This window comes from Streptomyces rishiriensis (assembly GCF_030815485.1).
Lineage (GTDB): Bacteria > Actinomycetota > Actinomycetes > Streptomycetales > Streptomycetaceae > Streptomyces > Streptomyces rishiriensis_A.
This window is the reverse complement of the sequence record NZ_JAUSWV010000002.1, coordinates 5841184-5859134: the sequence shown is the minus strand read 5'-3', so window position 1 is coordinate 5859134 and position 17951 is coordinate 5841184. Positions and strand designations below refer to the sequence as shown.

At 70.6% G+C, this 17951-nt stretch carries 16 protein-coding genes; 8 read left to right on the top strand and 8 right to left on the bottom strand.

Translation table 11 applies throughout. The features are described from left to right. Positions 1-2 precede the first annotated feature (2 nt). Genes QF030_RS28725 through QF030_RS28715 form a run of 3 tightly spaced genes read right to left on the bottom strand, consistent with a single transcriptional unit; the run spans position 3 to position 1298 of the window. The gene (locus QF030_RS28725) at positions 3-335 is read right to left on the bottom strand and encodes a thioredoxin family protein (RefSeq protein WP_307165485.1); all 333 of its coding nucleotides are present in this window, start codon (positions 333-335) and stop codon (positions 3-5) included. Next, positions 332-760 carry a MerR family transcriptional regulator gene (locus QF030_RS28720; protein WP_307165484.1) on the bottom strand — a complete coding sequence of 143 codons (429 nt, stop codon included), beginning with the start codon at positions 758-760 and terminating at the stop codon, positions 332-334. The genes QF030_RS28725 and QF030_RS28720 overlap by 4 nt, the downstream gene beginning before the upstream one ends. 28 nt (positions 761-788) lie before the next feature. Continuing rightward, complete coding sequence (locus tag QF030_RS28715; protein ID WP_307165483.1) at positions 789-1298, bottom strand: Lrp/AsnC family transcriptional regulator; 510 nt, start codon at positions 1296-1298, stop codon at positions 789-791. Positions 1299-1343: 45 nt separating this feature from the next. On the opposite strand from QF030_RS28715, the gene QF030_RS28710 reads away from it, so the two are divergent. Together QF030_RS28710 and QF030_RS28705 are read left to right on the top strand one after the other, a co-directional pair. After that, positions 1344-2315 (top strand): NAD-dependent epimerase/dehydratase family protein, encoded by a 972-nt coding sequence (locus tag QF030_RS28710; RefSeq protein WP_307165482.1) that lies wholly within the window; start codon positions 1344-1346, stop codon positions 2313-2315. A gap of 1 nt (position 2316) precedes the next feature. Next, a complete protein-coding gene (locus QF030_RS28705; RefSeq protein ID WP_307165481.1) occupies positions 2317-3213 on the top strand; it encodes an aldo/keto reductase in 897 nt (298 codons plus the stop codon). Between the two features lie 250 nt (positions 3214-3463). Here QF030_RS28705 and QF030_RS28700 read toward each other — a convergent pair whose 3' ends face one another. Next, complete coding sequence (locus QF030_RS28700; protein WP_307167727.1) at positions 3464-4915, bottom strand: cation:dicarboxylate symporter family transporter; 1452 nt, start codon at positions 4913-4915, stop codon at positions 3464-3466. Positions 4916-5037: 122 nt separating this feature from the next. Here QF030_RS28700 and QF030_RS28695 point away from each other — a divergent pair, with 122 nt between their 5' ends. The 3 genes from QF030_RS28695 to QF030_RS28685 all read left to right on the top strand — a co-directional run bounded on the left by QF030_RS28695 (position 5038) and on the right by QF030_RS28685 (position 8229). Further along, positions 5038-6699 (top strand): ATP-binding protein, encoded by a 1662-nt coding sequence (locus tag QF030_RS28695; RefSeq protein ID WP_307165480.1) that lies wholly within the window; start codon positions 5038-5040, stop codon positions 6697-6699. Further along, positions 6696-7391 (top strand): response regulator, encoded by a 696-nt coding sequence (locus QF030_RS28690; protein ID WP_307165479.1) that lies wholly within the window; start codon positions 6696-6698, stop codon positions 7389-7391. The genes QF030_RS28695 and QF030_RS28690 overlap by 4 nt, the downstream gene beginning before the upstream one ends. Positions 7392-7455: 64 nt before the next feature. Further along, positions 7456-8229 (top strand): helix-turn-helix domain-containing protein, encoded by a 774-nt coding sequence (locus QF030_RS28685; protein ID WP_373428819.1) that lies wholly within the window; start codon positions 7456-7458, stop codon positions 8227-8229. A gap of 444 nt (positions 8230-8673) precedes the next feature. On the opposite strand, the gene QF030_RS28680 is transcribed toward QF030_RS28685, so the two are convergent. Beyond that, positions 8674-9699 (bottom strand): ATP-dependent 6-phosphofructokinase, encoded by a 1026-nt coding sequence (locus QF030_RS28680; RefSeq protein WP_062641960.1) that lies wholly within the window; start codon positions 9697-9699, stop codon positions 8674-8676. A 188-nt stretch (positions 9700-9887) separates the two neighbouring features. Between QF030_RS28680 and pta the strand changes: the two genes are divergently transcribed. The 3 genes from pta (at position 9888) to pyk (ending at position 14729) form a co-directional block, all read left to right on the top strand. After that, on the top strand, positions 9888-11978 hold the full coding sequence (pta, locus tag QF030_RS28675; RefSeq protein WP_307165478.1) for a phosphate acetyltransferase: 2091 nt from the start codon (positions 9888-9890) through the stop codon (positions 11976-11978). Then, complete coding sequence (locus tag QF030_RS28670; RefSeq protein ID WP_307165477.1) at positions 11975-13180, top strand: acetate kinase; 1206 nt, start codon at positions 11975-11977, stop codon at positions 13178-13180. The genes pta and QF030_RS28670 overlap by 4 nt, the downstream gene beginning before the upstream one ends. 118 nt (positions 13181-13298) lie before the next feature. Next, a complete protein-coding gene (gene pyk, locus QF030_RS28665) occupies positions 13299-14729 on the top strand; it encodes a pyruvate kinase (protein WP_307165476.1) in 1431 nt (476 codons plus the stop codon). Between the two features lie 116 nt (positions 14730-14845). Here pyk and QF030_RS28660 read toward each other — a convergent pair whose 3' ends face one another. The 3 genes from QF030_RS28660 to QF030_RS28650 form a co-directional block, all read right to left on the bottom strand. Continuing rightward, on the bottom strand, positions 14846-16225 hold the full coding sequence (locus QF030_RS28660) for a hypothetical protein (protein WP_307165475.1): 1380 nt from the start codon (positions 16223-16225) through the stop codon (positions 14846-14848). After that, positions 16215-16853, bottom strand: a complete 639-nt coding sequence (locus tag QF030_RS28655; protein WP_307165474.1) for a DUF6114 domain-containing protein — start codon at positions 16851-16853, stop codon at positions 16215-16217. The genes QF030_RS28660 and QF030_RS28655 overlap by 11 nt, the downstream gene beginning before the upstream one ends. A 118-nt stretch (positions 16854-16971) precedes the next feature. Then, positions 16972-17604, bottom strand: a complete 633-nt coding sequence (locus tag QF030_RS28650; protein ID WP_307165473.1) for a DUF6230 family protein — start codon at positions 17602-17604, stop codon at positions 16972-16974. Positions 17605-17951: the final 347 nt, after the last annotated feature.

Below are 17951 nucleotides of genomic sequence, written 5' to 3'. Positions count from 1 at the left end.
GCTCACAGGACCTCGTCCAGCTCCGCCAGCAGCCGGCGCTTGGGCCGTGCCCCCACCATCGACTTCACGGGCTCACCGGCCCGGAACACGATGAAGGTCGGCATCGACAGGACCCGGTACGCCTGGGTGGTCTCCGGATTGGTGTCCACGTCCAGCTGCACCACCTTCAGCCGCTCGCCCTCCTCCGCGGCGAGCGCGCTGAGCACCGGGCCCATCTGCCGGCACGGCGGACACCAGTCGGCGGTGAACTCCACCAGCACCGGCAGGTCCGCCCCCAGCACCGCCGCCCCGAAGTCCGCGTCCGTCACCTCGGCCACCCCGTCCGCCTTGATCACCGTTCCTGCCCTCCCAGTTCGCACTCGGGCTCCGGACCCCCCGGAACCAGCGCCTCGGCGGCCAGCTCGTCGCGCGCCTGTTCGGCCCGCACGAGCTCCCCGGCGACGGTCTCCCGCACCACCCGCAGCTCCCCGATGAGCGCGTCCAGCTCGTCCAGCTTGCGCCGGTAGACCGCGAGCGACGCCGGGCAGGAGTCGCCCTCCGGGTGCCCGGCCCGCAGACACTCCACGAAGGGCCGGGTCTCCTCCAGCTCGAACCCGAAGTCCTGCAACGTCCTGATCTGCCGCAACAGCCGCAGATCGGTCTCGTCGTACGTCCGGTACCCGTTGTCGCCGCGCCGCGCGGGCAGCAGCCCGCGCGACTCGTAGTACCGCAGCGTCCGGGTGGTGGTCCCGGCCCGTGCGGCCAGCTCGCCGATGCGCATGCCACGAACGTAAGGCTTGACGCCCACGTCAAGGCAAGAGCGGTTTCCGCTCCACCGGCGAGGTGAGCACGATCGACGTCGTGGTGCGCCCGAGAGCGGAGACCGCCTCGAGGACGTCCTCCAGGTGGACGGTGTCCCGGACGGCGACCTTGAGGATCCAGCAGTCCTCGCCCACCACGTGGTGGACCTCGGTGATCTCGGGGCGCCCGATCAGCTCGAGGGTCCTGGGGTGCTTCAGGGTGTAGCCGCCGTGCGGATCGACCCGGATGAACGCCTGGATGCCGTAGCCGAGCCGGGCCGGGCTGACGTGCGCGCCGTAGCCGCTGATCACCCCCGCCGCCTCCAGCCGCCGCACCCGTTCCGTCACCGCCGCCGGACTCAGCCGCACCCGGCGGCCCAGCTCGCTGAGCTTGATCCGGCCGTCGGTCTGGAGCAACTCCAGGATCTGCCGGTCCAGTGCGTCGAAGGCCACCGAGGTTTCGTCGGCCACGCCTCGCGAATGCCGAGGTTCTTTCGGTACGACGGCCGGAACTCCCATGGTTACCCCTTCAGGACAGGCGTGTACGCCGGGAGAATCATGGTCATGGAAACAGCGCAGGAGGTAAAGGCCCGGGAAGGGGCCGCCGGACAGGCGGCGGCCCGGCAGGGAAATGAGCGTGAGGTCCTGGTCATCGGTGGAAACCGCTATTTCGGCAAGCGGCTGATCGCGCGCCTGCTGGCCGCCGGGGACCGGGTGACGGTACTGAACCGCGGTTCGTCCGCGCCGCCTCCGGGCGCGACGCACCTGATCGCCGACCGCGACGACGAGAACGCGCTGAACGCCGCGCTCGGTTCGCGCACCTTCGACGTCGTCGTCGACCAGGTCTGCTACACCCCCCGCCAGGCGGCGATCGCCCGCCGGGTGTTCGCCGGCCGCACCCGGCGGTACGTCCTGACGTCGACGGTCGAGGTGTACGAGTACGAGGACTCCGTCGCCTTCGTGCGGGAGCAGGACGTCGATCCGCGGGACGTCCGGGTCGATCCGGAACTTCCCTGGGACCGGCCGGAGTTCCTCGACGCCCACTACGGCGAGGGCAAGCGGCAGGCGGAGGCGGTGTTCGCGGCGGAGCCGGCGTTCCCCCACGTGGCCGTCCGCGTCGCCCATGTGCTGGGCGGTGACGACGACTTCACGGGACGGCTGGAGCACTACGCCTCCCGCATCCGCGCCGGTGAGCCGATCACCGTGCCGACGGCGAACCGTCCGGCGACGTACATCCACGTCGAGGAGATCGCCGACTTCCTGTTCTGGACGGTGGGCCAGGACTTCACCGGCCCGGTCAACGCGGCCTCGCACGGGACGCTGACCACGCAGGATCTGTGCGAGGCGGTGGCGGCGCGGATACCCGCCGGCCGGGCGGTGTTCCAGGAGGTCGAGGTCGGTGAGGTGTCCCCGCTCTCCTTCCGCCGCTTCTACGGCATGGACAACACCCGCGCCACCCGGCTCGGGTTCACCTTCGGCAACAGCCGGCAGTGGCTGCGGCGCGCGGCCGAGGAGACGCTGGGGAAGGTGAACTGACGTGCGCCACCGCATCCTTGGTGACCTGCGCGTCAGCGCGATCGGGCTCGGCGCGATGCCGCTGTCCGTCGAGGGCCGCCCCGGCCGGGACCGCGCCCTGGCCACCGTCCACGCGGCGCTGGACGCGGGCGTGACCCTGCTGGACACGGCCGACTCCTACCATCTGCCGGGCGCGGAGCCCGGTCACAACGAGCGGCTCGTGGCCCACGCGCTCGCCACGTACGGCGGTGACACCTCGGACGTGCTCGTCGCGACGAAGGGCGGCCGGGGCAGACCGGGCGGCGGCGCGGCGGACTGGACGGTGAACGGCGATCCCCGCCATCTGAAGACGGCCGCGGAGGGCTCCCTGCGGCGGCTCGGCGTCGAGGCGATCGGGCTGTACCAGCTCCACAAGCCCGACCCGGCGATCCCGTTCGAGGAGTCCGTGGGCGCGCTGCGGGATCTGCTCGACGAGGGGAAGATCAGGCTGGCCGGCGTCTCCAACGCGGACACGGACCAGATCCGCGGGGCCCGGGCGATCCTCGGCGACCGGCTGGTGTCGGTCCAGAACCGCTACTCCCCCGCCGTGCGCGACAGCGAGCCCGAACTGCGGCTGGCGGCCGAGCTGGGGCTGGCGTTCCTGCCGTGGAGCCCCTTGGGCGGCATCTCCCGCAGCTCCCTCGACGGGCCCGGCGAGCGGCTTTCCGACACGCTCGGCGCCTTTCACGACCTCGCCCGGGAGCGAGGCGTCAGCCCCCAGCAGCTCTGTCTGGCCTGGCTCCTGACCCGCTCCCCCACGGTGATCCCGATCCCCGGCGCGAGCCGCCCCGAGTCGATCCGGAACTCGGCCTCGGCAGCCGACCTGCCCCTGACCGAGGAGGAAGTCGACCACCTGAACGAGGCGGCGCGACGGCGATGACAACGCCCCGCGTGGCGGGGCGTTGCCGGGCGGAACGGGCCGGAAGAAGGCCAGGAACCTTGGAGAACGCGGACCGGGCGGCCGGGCCACGGGGGAGTGCTCGGCCGCCCGGAGACGGTGGGGTGGTGGACGCCCGGGACGTGGGGTCGCGGGCGTCCCGGGGCGGTGGGGCGGTGCCCGGGTGTCCGGCGCCGGTTCAGGCGGGGCCGGACACCCGGAGTCGTGGAGGGCGGGACCGTGCGGACACGACCTACGCCTTGGCGAGTTCCTTCTCGCCGCCCTCGCGCTGCTCGGGCACGTCCACCGGGGCGGTCTCGAGGCCGTCCCCGTCCTGGTCCTGGTCCTGGTCCTGGTCGAGCAGGGTCTTCTCGTCGAAGGGCAGCCCGCCGGCGAGCACCACCCGGACGCGCGCCTTGTCGATCTCCTTCGTCCAGGTGCCGATCAGGACGGTGGCGACGGCGTTGCCCGCGAAGTTGGTGAGGGCGCGGGCCTCGCTCATGAAGCGGTCGATGCCGACGATGAGGCCGATGCCGTCCACCAGGGCGGGCTTGTGCGACTGGAGACCGCCGGCCAGGGTCGCCATGCCGGCGCCGGTGACACCCGCCGCGCCCTTGGAGGCGACGAACAGGAAGAGCAGCAGCGGGATCTGCTCGCCGACCGACATCGGCGTGCCCATCGCGTCGGCGATGAACAGGGACGCCATGGTCATGTAGATCATGGTGCCGTCGAGGTTGAAGGAGTAGCCGGTCGGGACGGTGATGCCGACGACGGGCTTGCTGACACCCAGGTGCTCCATCTTCGCGATGAGCCGCGGCAGCGCGGACTCGGAGGAGGAGGTGGACAGGATCAGCAGGAACTCCCGGGCCAGGTACTTGAACAGGGAGAGGATGTTCAGACCAGAGACGATCCTCAGCAGCGCGCCCAGCACGATGAAGACGAAGAGGAAACAGGTGGCGTAGAAGCCGAGCATCAGTACGGCCAGGCTCTTGAGCGCGTCCACGCCCGAGGAGCCGACGACCGCGGCCATGGCGCCGAAGGCACCGATCGGAGCGGCCCACATCACCATCGCGAGGACGCGGAAGACCAGGCGCTGGATGTGCTCGACACCGCGCAGCACCGGCCGGCCGGCCTTGCCCATGGCCTGGAGCGCGAAGCCGCAGAGCAGGGCGATGAGCAGGGTCTGGAGGACCTCGCCCTCGGTGAAGGCGGAGACGATCGTGGTGGGGATGATGCCGAGCAGGAACTCGGTGGTGTCCTTGGCCTCCGGCGAGACCTGCGCCTGCCCGGTCTCCTTCACGGCGTCCGTGATGGCGAGACCCGTGCCCGGCTCCAGGATGTTGCCGACCACGAGGCCGATACCGAGGGCGACCATCGACATGACCATGAAGTAGCCGAGGGCGATACCGCCGACGGCGCCGACCTTGGCGGCCTTCCGTACGGAGCCGATGCCCAGCACGATCGTGCAGAAGATGATCGGCGAGATCATCATCTTGATCAGGTTGACGAAGCCGGTCCCGATGGGCTTCAGCTCGACGGCGAAGTCGGGAGCGGCGAGCCCCACGGCGATGCCGATGGCGACCGCGACGATCACCGCGATGTACAGGTAGTGGGTGCGGTCCCGCTTGACAGCGGGTGCGGCAGGTGCCGTATCGGGGGTGCTGCTGGCGGCCACGGCTGCCCTCCTTGACGTCTTCGTCGGCATCACCGGCGTGCGGCTCACGTCCGGGGTGTATGGGGGATTGCCGCGACTATCTCCCGGCCTGTGAGGGCGGTCACCCTTCCGTTCATTTAGTTCACGCTTACCGCCGGGGGCACACTGACGACATGCGCATCCCCGCTCTGCCGAGACCCCGCAGCCTGGCCGGCCAGCTCTTCGCCATGCAGGCGGTGCTGATAGCGGTGCTCGTCGCGGGATACGCGCTGTTCACGTACGTCAGCGACCGCACCCAGGCCGAGGAGGCGGCGGGCCGCCAAGCCACGGCCGTGGCCCGCTCGGTCGCCGACTCGCCCTCCGTGCGGGCGGCGATCCGGACCGCGAAGCCCACCGCCGAGCTCCAGCCGTACGCCCTGCGCGTCATGAGGGACACGGAGGTCGACTTCGTCACGATCATGAACCCGGAGGGCATCCGCTGGACGCATCCGGACAAGACCCAGATCGGCCAGCGCTTCCGCGGCAACACGGCGAAGGCCCTGAAGGGCGAGACCTTCACCGAGACCTACACCGGCACCCTCGGCGCGTCCGTCCGCGCGGTCACCCCGATCGAGGACGACGGCACGATCATCGGTCTGGTCAGCGCGGGCATCAAGGTCGAGTCGATCAGCAAGCGGGTGCAGGACCAGGTGACGGCCCTGTTCGCGGTGGCCGTCGGCGCGCTCGCCCTCGGCGCGATCGGTACGTACCTCATCAACGCGTCCCTGCGCCGCCACACCCACGGCATGAACGCGACCGAGCTGAGCCGCATGCACGACTACCACCAGGCCGCGCTGCACGCGGTGCGGGAGGGGTTGCTGATGCTGGACGGACAGTACAAGGTGGCGCTGATCAACGACGGGGGCCGGGAGCTGCTGGGCGTCTCGGGGGAGGTGGTGGGCATGTCGGTGGCGGAACTGGGCCTGCCGGCTCCGCTGACAGGTGCGCTGCTCTCCTCCGAGCCCCGGGTGGACGAGGTGCATCTGACGGCGGACCGGGTGCTCGTGGTGAACACCTCCCCGGTGTCGGGCGGCGAGCGCAGAGGCGCTGTGGTCACCCTGCGCGATGTGACCGAACTCCAGTCCGTGATGGGTGAGTTGGACTCCGAGCGCGGCTTCACGCAGGCGCTGCGCTCACAGGCCCACGAGGCGGCGAACCGGCTGCACACCGTGGTGTCGCTGATCGAACTGGGCCGGGCGGAGGAGGCGGTGGACTTCGCGACGGCGGAACTGGAACTGGCCCAGGCACTGACGGACCAGGTGGTCGCGGCCGTCGCCGAACCGGTCCTGGCGGCCCTGCTGCTGGGCAAGACGGCCCAGGCGAACGAGCGGGGCGTGGAGCTGGTGGTGTCGCGGGAGAGCACGGTGGACGACGGCCTGCTGCCGGAGTCGCTCCCCGCCCGGGACCTGGTGACGATCCTGGGCAACCTCATCGACAACGCGGTGGACGCGGCCCAGGGGAGCACCCGGGCGCAGGTGACGGTGACCGCAGCCACCGAGGGTGCCGAGCTGCTGATGCGGGTGGCGGACACGGGAGCGGGAGTGGACCCGGCGCACGCCTCTTTGGTTTTCGAACGCGGTTTCTCGACGAAGCCGGCCGGGCCGGGCGGGCGGGGCCTCGGGCTGGCACTGGTCCGGCAGGCGGTGCAGCGGCACGAGGGGACCCTGTCGGTGGCGGAGGCCGCGGGCGGCGGGGCGGAGTTCCTGGTCCGCCTGCCGCTGCCGGTGACGGCGGCCACCGGTGCCACCGGGCCCGGTGCCACCGGGCCCCTGTCGGCGTCTGGAGACCTGGGATGACGAGCGAAGAGCCGATCAGAGTGCTGGTCGTGGAGGACGACCCGGTCGCCGCGGACGCCCATGTGATGTACGTGGGCCGGGTGCCGGGGTTCGTCGCGGTGGGCAAGGCGCACACCGGCGCGGAGGCCCGGCGGTTGCTGGACCGCACGCCGGTCGACCTGCTGCTGCTGGACCTGCACCTGCCCGACGCGCACGGACTCCAGCTGGCCCGCTCACTGCGGGCGGCGGGGTATCACGCGGACGTGATAGCGGTGACGTCGGCGCGGGACCTGACGGTGGTACGGGAGGGCGTCTCGCTCGGAGTCGTGCAGTACGTACTGAAACCCTTCACCTTCGCCACGCTTCGGGACCGGCTGGTGCGGTACGCCGAGTTCCGGGGGGCCGCGGGCGAGGCGAGCGGTCAGGACGAGGTCGACCGGGCGCTGGCGACCCTGCGCGCGCCGGGGCCCGCCGCGCTGCCCAAGGGGCTGAGCGGGCCCACGCTGGAGCGGGTGACGGAGGCCGTACGGGAGGCGGAGGGCGGGCTCACCGCCGCGGGGGTCGCCGAGGCGGTGGGCATCTCACGCATCACGGCCCGCCGGTACCTGGAGCATCTGGTGGAGGCCGGGAGAACCGAACGCAAGCCGCTGTACGGGCAGGTGGGGAGGCCGGAACTGGTCTACCGCTGGGTGCGGACGACACGCGGCAAGTGACCGCGCCCTCCTCGGTCGCAACTGACCGACCGGTCACCACCGTAGGTTCCTACAACCGGTGACTATGTCCGAACAGCCCGTAGTCACCGCATCCCGCGGCCCCTACCTTGTCCCCGTGCCCAGACCTCCAGCCCACACCCGTCAGCCGGGTCCGCCCTTCGACGCTCCCGCCGCCCGAAGGCTCCGGGCCGCCCTCGGCATGACCCCGGAGCACGTCGCCCACGGGCTGCGCGCCTCTTACGCCCTCCCGCACGCCGGCCCCGATCTCGTCATCGCCTGGGAACGCGGGACACTCACCCCCACCCATCCCGAACTCACCGCTCTGGCAGGCGTGTTGTGGTGTTCCCCGGGTGAGCTGATCGGCAGGCCGCGCACCCTGCGCGAACACCGCGTCGCCCAGGGCTTCGCCCCCGAGGACGTCGCCCGGGCCGTGGGGCACGAGTTCCCGGCGTACACGCGGATGGAGGAGAGCGGGCAGTGGCGCGGCACGGACCGGCAGTCCGCCGCCCTGGCCGAGCTGCTCGACCTCTCGCTGCCCGACCTGGTCACCGTGACCGGCCTCGAGGCCAGGCTGGCGGACCTGCTGCGCACCGCCGCCCGCACGCGCTGGCAGGCGTACGTCAGACCCGTGGGCAGGATCGTGCCCGTGGACCGGCGTCTCCTGGAGGAGACCCTCCAGGAGCTGCACCAGGACTACCAGGGGCGCATGGTCGCCACGCTCAGCTGGGGTGACGGCGGCGCGGCCGGGGAGGCGAGCGACGCCGGCCGGGACTTCCTCGACCGGATCGTCGACACCTTCTGGACCAGCCTCGAGAACCGGACCGCCCAGCCGAGATGACCGTCCGGAGGACGGGACCGTCGGCACGGGGAGCGCCGGGGCCAGGACCGTCGGCACGGGGAGCGTCGGGGCCAGGACCGTCGGAGGCCCGGAGCGTCCGGAGCGTCCCGAGCCGGCACCACCCGGAAACCAGAGCGTCCCGCCAGGACCGTCCGGAGACCGGAGCGTCAGACGGCCGGACCGGTCCGGAGGCCGAAGCTCCCCGAGCCCGGACATCCGGAGACCGGACCGTCAGAAGGCCGGACCGCCGGAGTCCGGACGATCCCGAGACGGGACCGTCCGGAGGCCGGACCATCCGGAGACCGGGCCGCCAGAAGGCCGGAAGCCTCCCGAGAACAGGCTCCATGGAGGCTGGACCGTCCGGGAGACCGCGCCGCCCGGCAGCCTGGACCGCCCGGGAGACCGGGCCTCCGGGAGGTCGGGCCGTCTGCGGAGTCGGGGCGGCTAGAAGACCGACTCCGCTTCGACGATCCGGTCCTTCGGAACCGTCTTCAACTCGGTCACGGCCTCCGCCAGCGGAACCATCACCACGTCCGTCCCGCGCAGCGCCGTCATCCGCCCGAACTGGCCCCGGTGCGCCGCCTCCACCGCGTGCCAGCCGAAGCGGGTCGCGAGGACACGGTCGTACGCCGTCGGGACACCGCCACGCTGGACGTGGCCGAGGATCACCGGCCGGGCCTCCTTGCCGAGCCGCTTCTCCAGCTCGTAGGCCAGCGCCGTGCCGATGCCCTGGAAGCGCTCGTGACCGAACTGGTCGATCGCGCCCTTGCTGTAATCCATGGTGCCGTCGGCCGGGTGGGCGCCCTCCGCGACGCAGATCACCGCGAACTTCTTGCCGCGGGCGAACCGCTCCTCGACCATCTTCACCAGGTCGGCGGGGTCGAAGGGCCGCTCAGGAAGGCAGATGCCGTGCGCGCCCGCGGCCATGCCGGACTCCAGCGCGATCCAGCCCGCGTGGCGGCCCATGACCTCGACCACCATCACCCGCTGGTGGGACTCCGCCGTGGTCTTCAGACGGTCCATCGCCTCCGTCGCGACGCCCACCGCCGTGTCGAAGCCGAACGTGCGGTCCGTCGACGAGATGTCGTTGTCGATCGTCTTCGGGACGCCCACCACCGGCAGGCCGGCGTCGGACAGCATCCGCGCCGCCGTGAGCGTGCCCTCGCCGCCGATCGGGATCAGCGCGTCGATGCCGAAGTCGTGGATCATGTCGGAGGCGCTCTCGCAGGCCTCGCGCAGCCGGTCGCGCTCCAGACGTGACGAGCCGAGGATGGTGCCGCCGCGGGCCAGGATGCCGCTCACCGCGTTCAGGTCGAGGCTGCGGTAACGGCCGTCCAGCAGACCCGCGTAGCCGTCCTCGAAGCCGATCACCTCGTCGCCGTAGTTGTCGACGGCGCGGTGCACGACCGACCGGATCACTGCGTTCAGGCCGGGGCAGTCGCCACCTGCGGTGAGAACTCCGATGCGCATCGTGCTGTGTCTCCTGCTCGCTGTTGGTACCGGTGAGCCAGATTCGATTGTTTCACGCCGCCGAGCGGGCTGTCTCTTGACGGGCGCCTTAACTACGGCCGGAGGTATTGTCAAGAGGGATCTGCTCACCTAGGTGGGCGATTTTTGTGCCCCGTGCCCTCGTGCCCCCGTAGAGACGGAGAGCTCGCGTGACCCGCAGCGTGTACGTGACCGGAATCGACCGCGGCGACGGCCGTCAGGTCGTCGAGCTGGGAGTCATGGAGCTCCTGACCCGGCAGGTCGACCGGGTGGGCGTGTTCCGTCCACTCGTCCACGACGGGCCCGACCGGCTCTTCGAGCTGCTGCGTGCGCGCTACCGGCTGGCGCAGGATCCGGCCACCGTCTACGGCATGGACTACCACGAGGCGTCCGCCCTCCAGGCGGAACAGGGGACGGACGAACTGGTCTCCACCCTCGTCGAGCGGTTCCACCGCGTCGCCCGCGACTACGACGTCGTCCTCGTCCTGGGAACGGACTACGCCGACACCCAGTTCCCGGACGAACTCGCCCTCAACGCGCGCCTCGCGAACGAGTTCGGCGCGTCCGTGATCCCGGTCGTCGGCGGACGCAGGCAGTCGGTGGAGTCCGTGTTCGCGGAGACCCGCAACGCCTACCGGGCGTACGAGGTCCTCGGCTGCGACGTCCTCGCCATGGTGACCAACCGGGTGGCCCCGGACGACCGGGAGGAGATCGCCGCCCGGCTGGCGACCCGGCTGCCCGTGCCCTGTTACGTGCTGCCCGACGAGCCCGCCCTCGCCGCGCCGACCGTCGCGCAGATCAGTCACGCGCTGGGCGCGAGGGTGCTGCTCGGCGACGACTCCGGGCTGGCCCGTGACGCGCTCGACTTCGTCTTCGGCGGGGCGATGCTGCCGAACTTCCTCAACGCGCTGACCCCGGGCTGCCTGGTCGTCACCCCCGGGGACCGCGCCGACCTGGTCATCGGCTCGCTGGCCGCGCACAGCGCCGGCACCCCGCCGATCGCCGGTCTGCTGCTCACCCTCGACGAGGTGCCGAGCGACGAGATCCTCACGCTCGCCGCCCGTCTCGCCCCCGGCACGCCCGTCGTCTCGGTGCCCGGCAACAGCTTCCTCACCGCCGAGCAGCTGTTCTCCCTCGAGGGCAAGCTGAACGCGGCCACCCCGCGCAAGGCCGAGACCGCCCTGGGGCTGTTCGAGCGGCACGTGGACACGGCCGGTCTGCTCAGCCGCGTCTCCGCGCCGAGCAGCGACCGCCTCACCCCCATGATGTTCGAGCACAAGCTCCTCGAGCGGGCCCGCGTCGACAGGCGCCGGGTCGTCCTGCCGGAGGGGACCGAGGAGCGGGTGCTGCACGCGGCCGAGGTGCTGCTGCGCCGGGGCGTCTGCGACCTCACCCTGCTCGGGCCCGTCGACCTGATCCGCAAGAAGGCCGCCGACCTCGGCATCGACCTCGGCGACTGCTCGCTGATCGACCCGGCCACCTCCGAGCTGCGCGACTCCTTCGCCGAGAAGTACGCCCGGCTGCGGGCCCACAAGGGCGTCACGGTGGAGCTGGCGTACGACGTCGTCTCGGACGTGAACTACTTCGGGACGCTCATGGTCCAGGAGGGCCTCGCCGACGGCATGGTCTCCGGGTCGGTGCACTCCACGGCCGCCACCATCCGGCCCGCTTTCGAGATCATCAAGACGAAGCCGGACGCCGACATCGTCTCGTCCGTCTTCTTCATGTGCCTCGCCGACAAGGTCCTCGTGTACGGCGACTGCGCCGTGAACCCGGACCCGAACGCCGAGCAACTCGCCGACATCGCCATCCAGGCGGCCGCGACCGCCGCCCAGTTCGGCGTGGAGCCGCGGATCGCGATGCTGTCGTACTCCACCGGTACGTCCGGCTCGGGCGCCGACGTCGACAAGGTGCGGGAGGCGACGAAGCTCGTCCGCGAGCGGCGCCCCGACCTGAAGATCGAGGGGCCGATCCAGTACGACGCCGCCGTGGAACCGACCGTCGCCGCGACCAAGCTGCCGGGCTCCGAAGTCGCCGGACAGGCCAGCGTGTTGATCTTTCCGGACCTCAACACCGGCAACAACACCTACAAGGCCGTGCAGCGTTCGGCCGGCGCGATCGCGGTCGGGCCGGTGCTCCAGGGTCTGCGCAAGCCGGTCAACGACCTGTCCCGGGGCGCCCTGGTCCAGGACATCGTCAACACCGTGGCCATCACGGCGATCCAGGCCCAGACCCCGAACGAGAAGGCTTCCCAGCAGTGACCGCGACCCGTGTCCTCGTCCTCAACTCCGGCTCCTCGTCGGTGAAGTACCAGCTGCTCGACATGCGGGACAGCAGCCGGCTCGCGAACGGGCTCGTCGAGCGGATCGGTGAGCAGTCCTCCCGGCTCAAGCACACGCCCCTCGCCACCGGCGGGGAGAGCCGTGAGCGGACCGGGCCGATCGCGGACCACGACGCCGCGCTCAAGGCCGTGGCGGAGGAGCTCGCGAAGGACGGCCTCGGTCTCGACTCCCCCGAACTCGCCGCCATCGGGCACCGTGTCGTGCACGGCGGCAAGCACTTCACCCAGCCGACCGTGATCGACGGCGCCGTGCTCGCCGAGATCGAGCGGCTGATCCCGGTCGCCCCGCTGCACAACCCGGCCAACCTCACCGGGATCCGTACCGCGACGGCCCTGCGCCCCGACCTGCCCCAGGTCGCCGTCTTCGACACCGCGTTCCACACGACGATGCCGGAGGCGGCGGCCCGCTACGCGATCGACGTCGAGACCGCCGACGCGCACCGCGTACGGCGCTACGGCTTTCACGGGACCTCGCACGCGTACGTCTCCCGGGCGACGGCGAAGCTGCTGGGCAAGGCCCCCGAAGAGGTGAACGTCATCGTGCTGCACCTCGGCAACGGGGCGTCCGCCTCGGCCGTCGAGAAGGGGCGGTGCGTGGACACCTCGATGGGGCTGACGCCCTTGGAGGGGCTCGTGATGGGTACGCGCTCCGGGGACACCGATCCGGCCGTCATCTTCCATTTGGCGCGTGTTGGTGAAATGTCCATCGATGAAATCGACACTCTTCTCAACAAGAAGAGCGGGCTCGTCGGACTGTGCGGTGACAACGACATGCGGGAGATCCGGCGCAGGATCGACGAGGGCGACGAGCGGGCGAAGCTCGCCTTCGACATCTACATTCACCGGCTGAAGAAGTACATCGGCGCGTATTACGCCGTCCTCGGGCACGTGGACGCGGTCGCGTTCACCGCCGGGGTCGGGGAGAACGCGGCACCGGTGCGGGAGGCGGCCATGGCGGGCCTGGGCTCCCTGGGCCTGGCGGTGGACGACGGGCTGAACGCGGTACGCGGTGACGAGCCGCGGTTGATCTCGCCCGCCGGCGCGCGGGTGGCGGTCGCCGTGGTGCCGACGGACGAGGAACTGGAGATCGCCACACAGACCTACGCACTGGTGAAGCGGTAATCATTCGCGGCTCCGCCGCGGGCAACTGAGCAGGAAAGCAACTGAGCACAACCCCTCTCATTTGTATCTTCCACCAGACGGAATATTCCGTAGCGAAACAAACCGATAGGATCGCCTCATGCGCCGTTCGAAAATCGTCTGTACTCTCGGCCCCGCGGTCGACTCCCACGAAATGCTCGTGTCGCTGATCGAAGCCGGCATGAACGTGGCCCGCTTCAACTTCAGCCACGGCTCCCACGCCGAGCACCAGGGCCGTTACGACCGGGTCCGGGCCGCCGCCAAGGAGACCGGCCGGGCCATCGGCGTCCTCGCCGACCTCCAGGGCCCGAAGATCCGCCTCGAGACCTTCGCCGAGGGTCCGGTCGAGCTGGTGCGCGGTGACGAGTTCACCATCACCACCGACGACGTCCCCGGCGACAAGACGATCTGCGGCACGACGTACAAGGGCCTGCCGGGCGACGTCTCGCGCGGCGACCAGATCCTCATCAACGACGGCAACGTCGAGCTGAAGGTCCTGGACGTCGAGGGCCCCCGGGTGAAGACCATCGTCATCGAGGGCGGTGTCATCTCCGACCACAAGGGCATCAACCTGCCCGGCACGGCCGTCAACGTGCCCGCGCTCAGCGAGAAGGACATCGACGACCTGCGGTTCGCGCTGCGCATGGGCGCCGACCTGGTCGCGCTGTCCTTCGTGCGGGACGCCAAGGACGTGGCCGACGTCCACCGGGTGATGGACGAGGAGGGCCGCCGGGTCCCCGTCATCGCCAAGGTGGAGAAGCCGCAGGCGGTGGAGAACATGGAGGACGTCGTCGCGGCGTTCGACGCCGTCATGGTCGCCCGTGGCGACCTGGCCGTCGAGTACCCGCTCGAGAAGGTCCCCATGGTGCAGAAGCGCCTCATCGAGCTGTGCCGTCGCAACGCCAAGCCGGTGATCGTGGCGACCCAGATGATGGAGTCGATGATCACCAACTCCCGTCCCACCCGCGCCGAGGCCTCCGACGTGGCCAACGCGATCCTGGACGGCGCGGACGCGGTCATGCTGTCCGCCGAGTCGAGCGTGGGCGCGTACCCGATCGAAACCGTGAAGACGATGTCGAAGATCGTCACCGCGGCCGAGCAGGAGCTGCTCAGCAAGGGTCTCCAGCCGCTGGTGCCGGGCAAGAAGCCGCGCACCCAGGGTGGTTCGATCGCGCGCGCGGCGTGCGAGATCTCCGACTTCCTGGGCGGCCGGGGCCTGGTGGCCTTCACCCAGTCCGGCGACACCGCCCGGCGGCTCTCCCGTTACCGTGCGGCCCAGCCGATCATCGCGTTCACCACCGACGAGGGCACCCGCAACCAGCTGGCGCTCAGCTGGGGCGTCGAGTCGCACATCGTGCCGTTCGTGAACAGCACCGACGAGATGGTCGACATGGTCGACCAGCAGATCGCCAAGATCAACCGCTTCAGCCCGGGCGAGATCGTCATCATCACCGCCGGCTCGCCTCCCGGTGTGCCCGGCACCACCAACATGCTGCGCGTCCACCACCTCGGTGGCGGCTCCCGCGACTGATCCGGCGGCCCCGCGAAGGGGCCGGTACGGCGCTGAGGGCGCCCCCTGGGAAGGGGGCGCCCTCAGCATTTGTCGCGGCTCCCGGAACGGGCTCTGGGACGATCGGCCGGTACCGCTCAGCCGGTCGTGTACTGGTGCAGACCGGGGACGGTCAGCGTGCCGCCGAGCTGGCCCGCCTGCTGGACCTTCACGTTGGTGAAGTAGATCAGCGGGATGTTCAGCGGCGGCGGGCTCTTCGGGGTGAACGTGATGGGTATCAGGCCGAACAGGTTGCCGGAGATGCTCTCCGTGTACATGATCGTGTCGCCGTCACGGATGGTGGACGTGGTGCCCTTGCCCGCCTGCACGTGGTAGGTCTTGCCGGACTGCTTGTCGTCCACCGTCTGGTGCAGGTCGCCTATGTCGGTGCCGTCGGAGATGACGTACTTCAGCACCTCCTTGACCGTGCCGTTGGCGGTCTTCACCTTGACGATGCCCTGGTAGTCGGCGCCCTTGAGGAGCAGCGAACTGGCGTTCAGGTACCACGGGTCGTCGGGCAGCCTGATCTTGTTGTCGATGCCGCCCTCCTCGTCCGTGGCGGCGGGGCAGTCGTCGGCGTCCGTACCGGCGCTCTCCGAGGGGCTCGGCGAGGCCGTGGCGTCGTCGGCGGCCTCCTCGGTGTCCTTCGTCGCGTCCTCGGCCCCGTCGGCGGTGTCCTCGACGGTGTCCTTCGCCGTGTCGGTGACGGCGTCGGTGGAGTCCTTGGAGGTGCCGGAGGAGTCCTTGCCGGAGGAGCCGGTGCCGGAGGAACCGGAGGTGTCCGAGGAGCCCGAGCCGGAGTCCGACGACGAGTCGCCGGCCGAAGCCGACGCCGAGGCCGACGGGGACGGGCTCGAACCGGCCGTCGTGTCGCCGCCGTTGCCGTCGAAGAGGTCCGTGATGGCGTCGCCGACGGTCTCCAGGACGCTCTTGCTCGTCTCGGAGTCCGACGGGCTCGCCGTCGCGGTGTCGCCGGACGCCGACGACTTCTCGGGTTCGGCGGCCGCGGAGGACGCCGCGGGAGCGGGCTCGGCCGTGTCGTCGGAACCTGAATCCGACGAACCGGAGTCACCCGTGCCGCCCGAACCGCCCGACGTGTCCTTCGAGTCGTCCGCCGAACCGTCCGAGCCGGACTCGTCCTTCGAGTCGTCGGCCGACTCGCTCGCGCTCGCCGAGGCGGACGGTGACGGGGAGGCCGACGCGGAGGCGTCCGCGCCTTCCAGCGCCGCCACGCAGTCCTTGTACTCGTCGATGGTGAGGCTCTTGGACGCCGGCTGGTCCTCGGCGTTGGCGAGCGTCGGGGTGAACCCCATTCCCATGAGGACCGCCGTCGGCATGGCCGCCAGGGCTATCGCCTTGCCGGCCGGCATGTGGAGCCTGGTGAACAGCGGCTTCTTGGGTGCCGCGTGCCGCGGCCCGGTGGTTCTCACGCGGGCAGCGTCCACATCGCTCCCGGTGGAAACCTCGTCAGCCGGCACTGTGCCTCCCGTTCGCCCCGTTGGCCGGGCTCGTTCCTGACAGATCGTGCAGATCGTGCGGCTCGCCCGCCCCGTGGTCGTCCTTCGTGAAGGACGGCTTCCCGGTCGGGGCCGGGCCCGTGCTGTACGGGTTCGCGGTGAGGTCGCCCGCGTCGGCGGGACTTGCGGGGAACGCGCCCTCGGGGTTGCCGCCGGCGGTCGCGCCGGCTTCGGGAGCCGGCGCCGGGGCCGGCGGTGTGCCCGGCACCCAGGACACGGCCATCGCCCCGCCGATCAGCGCGAACAGGAAGCCGATGAGGAAGCCGCCGAGGTTCGACACCGGGATGGACACCAGGCCGAGCAGGATCGCCGCGACTCCGGCGAAGACCTGTACGTGCTTCTGGAACCACAGACTGATGCCCAGGACGCCCAGCAGCACGCCGATGATCAGCGATCCCGCGCCCGCCGTCGTGGCCATCGCCAGAGTGAGGTGGCCCACCTGGAGGTGCGCGTAAGGGAAGTACGCGATGGGGAAGCCGGCGATCAGGACGAACAGGCCCGCCCAGAACGGCCTCGTGCCCCGCCAGGCGCGGAACTGCTCCCTCCGGTGGGTGAACTGACCGGAGGCGACAGGGGTCTCGGCGCTCATGGAAAACAGCTCCCTGGTGCGGCGTTTCTGTGGTGGTGAGTCGAAGTGCTGGTGAAGCCAGGGGCTTCAGACTGGACGGGCGGGGGCGCCACCGGCCCCCCCGCCCGTCAGAGAGTGCTTAGTAGCACTCCTTGACACCCGTCGACAGCGACATCTTCAGGCCGCTGAGCTTGAAGGTTCCGGCGGTGGTGGCCCACGCCGTCTGCTTCACGTCGGTCAGCGTGGCGGAGTCCGCCTGCTGGGCGAACCCGTACGGGTTGGCCGTGTCACCGCTCTTGAGGCCCGGACCCTTGCTGGCGTCCTTGGCGGCCACACCGATGTCGATGCCCTTGAACACGGCGTCCGCGCTCAGGTCCTCGACGTCGATGTACAGGTTCTCCGCCTCGACCGGCGTACCGCCGCCGCCGGCCTTCAGCGTGAGGCTGACGGAACCGAGCAGCGGGATGTTCGGGGTGACCACGGACTGGCACATGTTCGTGATCGAGGCGCTCTTGAACGCCGAGACGGCAACGGCGTGAGCCGTCTTCTTGCCGTCGAGGGTGTAACCCGAGTCGATCGCGCCGTACTGCGAGAAACCCGTGCCTTCCAGCTTGTCGGCCGTCACCTTGAACGACTGACCGGACACGCTGAACGACGCGGCCAGTGCACCCTGCGCGAGGGCGACACCTATACATGCCGTAGCGGCGACGCTGGGCACCATGACCACAGCGAAGCGCTTCCATCTGGTCCCGCCACGCACCTGGGACTCCATATTTCCTCCTTCTCGGACGTACATCTCCTGATCCCGGCCGCCCCCTCGGACGGCGGCTCAGCCGGGCAGGGATGGGAGAAGTGCTACGTCCTCGGGAAGGGGAGCGCCTGTCTCGGAGGCGCGAACCGCGCACCGATCACCGGCGATCACCCCCGAGCGACAACCACTGGTCGCGCCTGACACGCATCACGCACAACCTTGCTGGACAGGCTTCACCGCAGCGAAGACCCCCCTGTCCGAGAGCCGACTGCACTGCTGTCGGCTCTGCTCGGTGGGGACCCAGGAAAACCCGTTGACCCAACCGGCTGTCGGGGTACGGGATTGGACCGAGCGTGGCCGATCGTGGT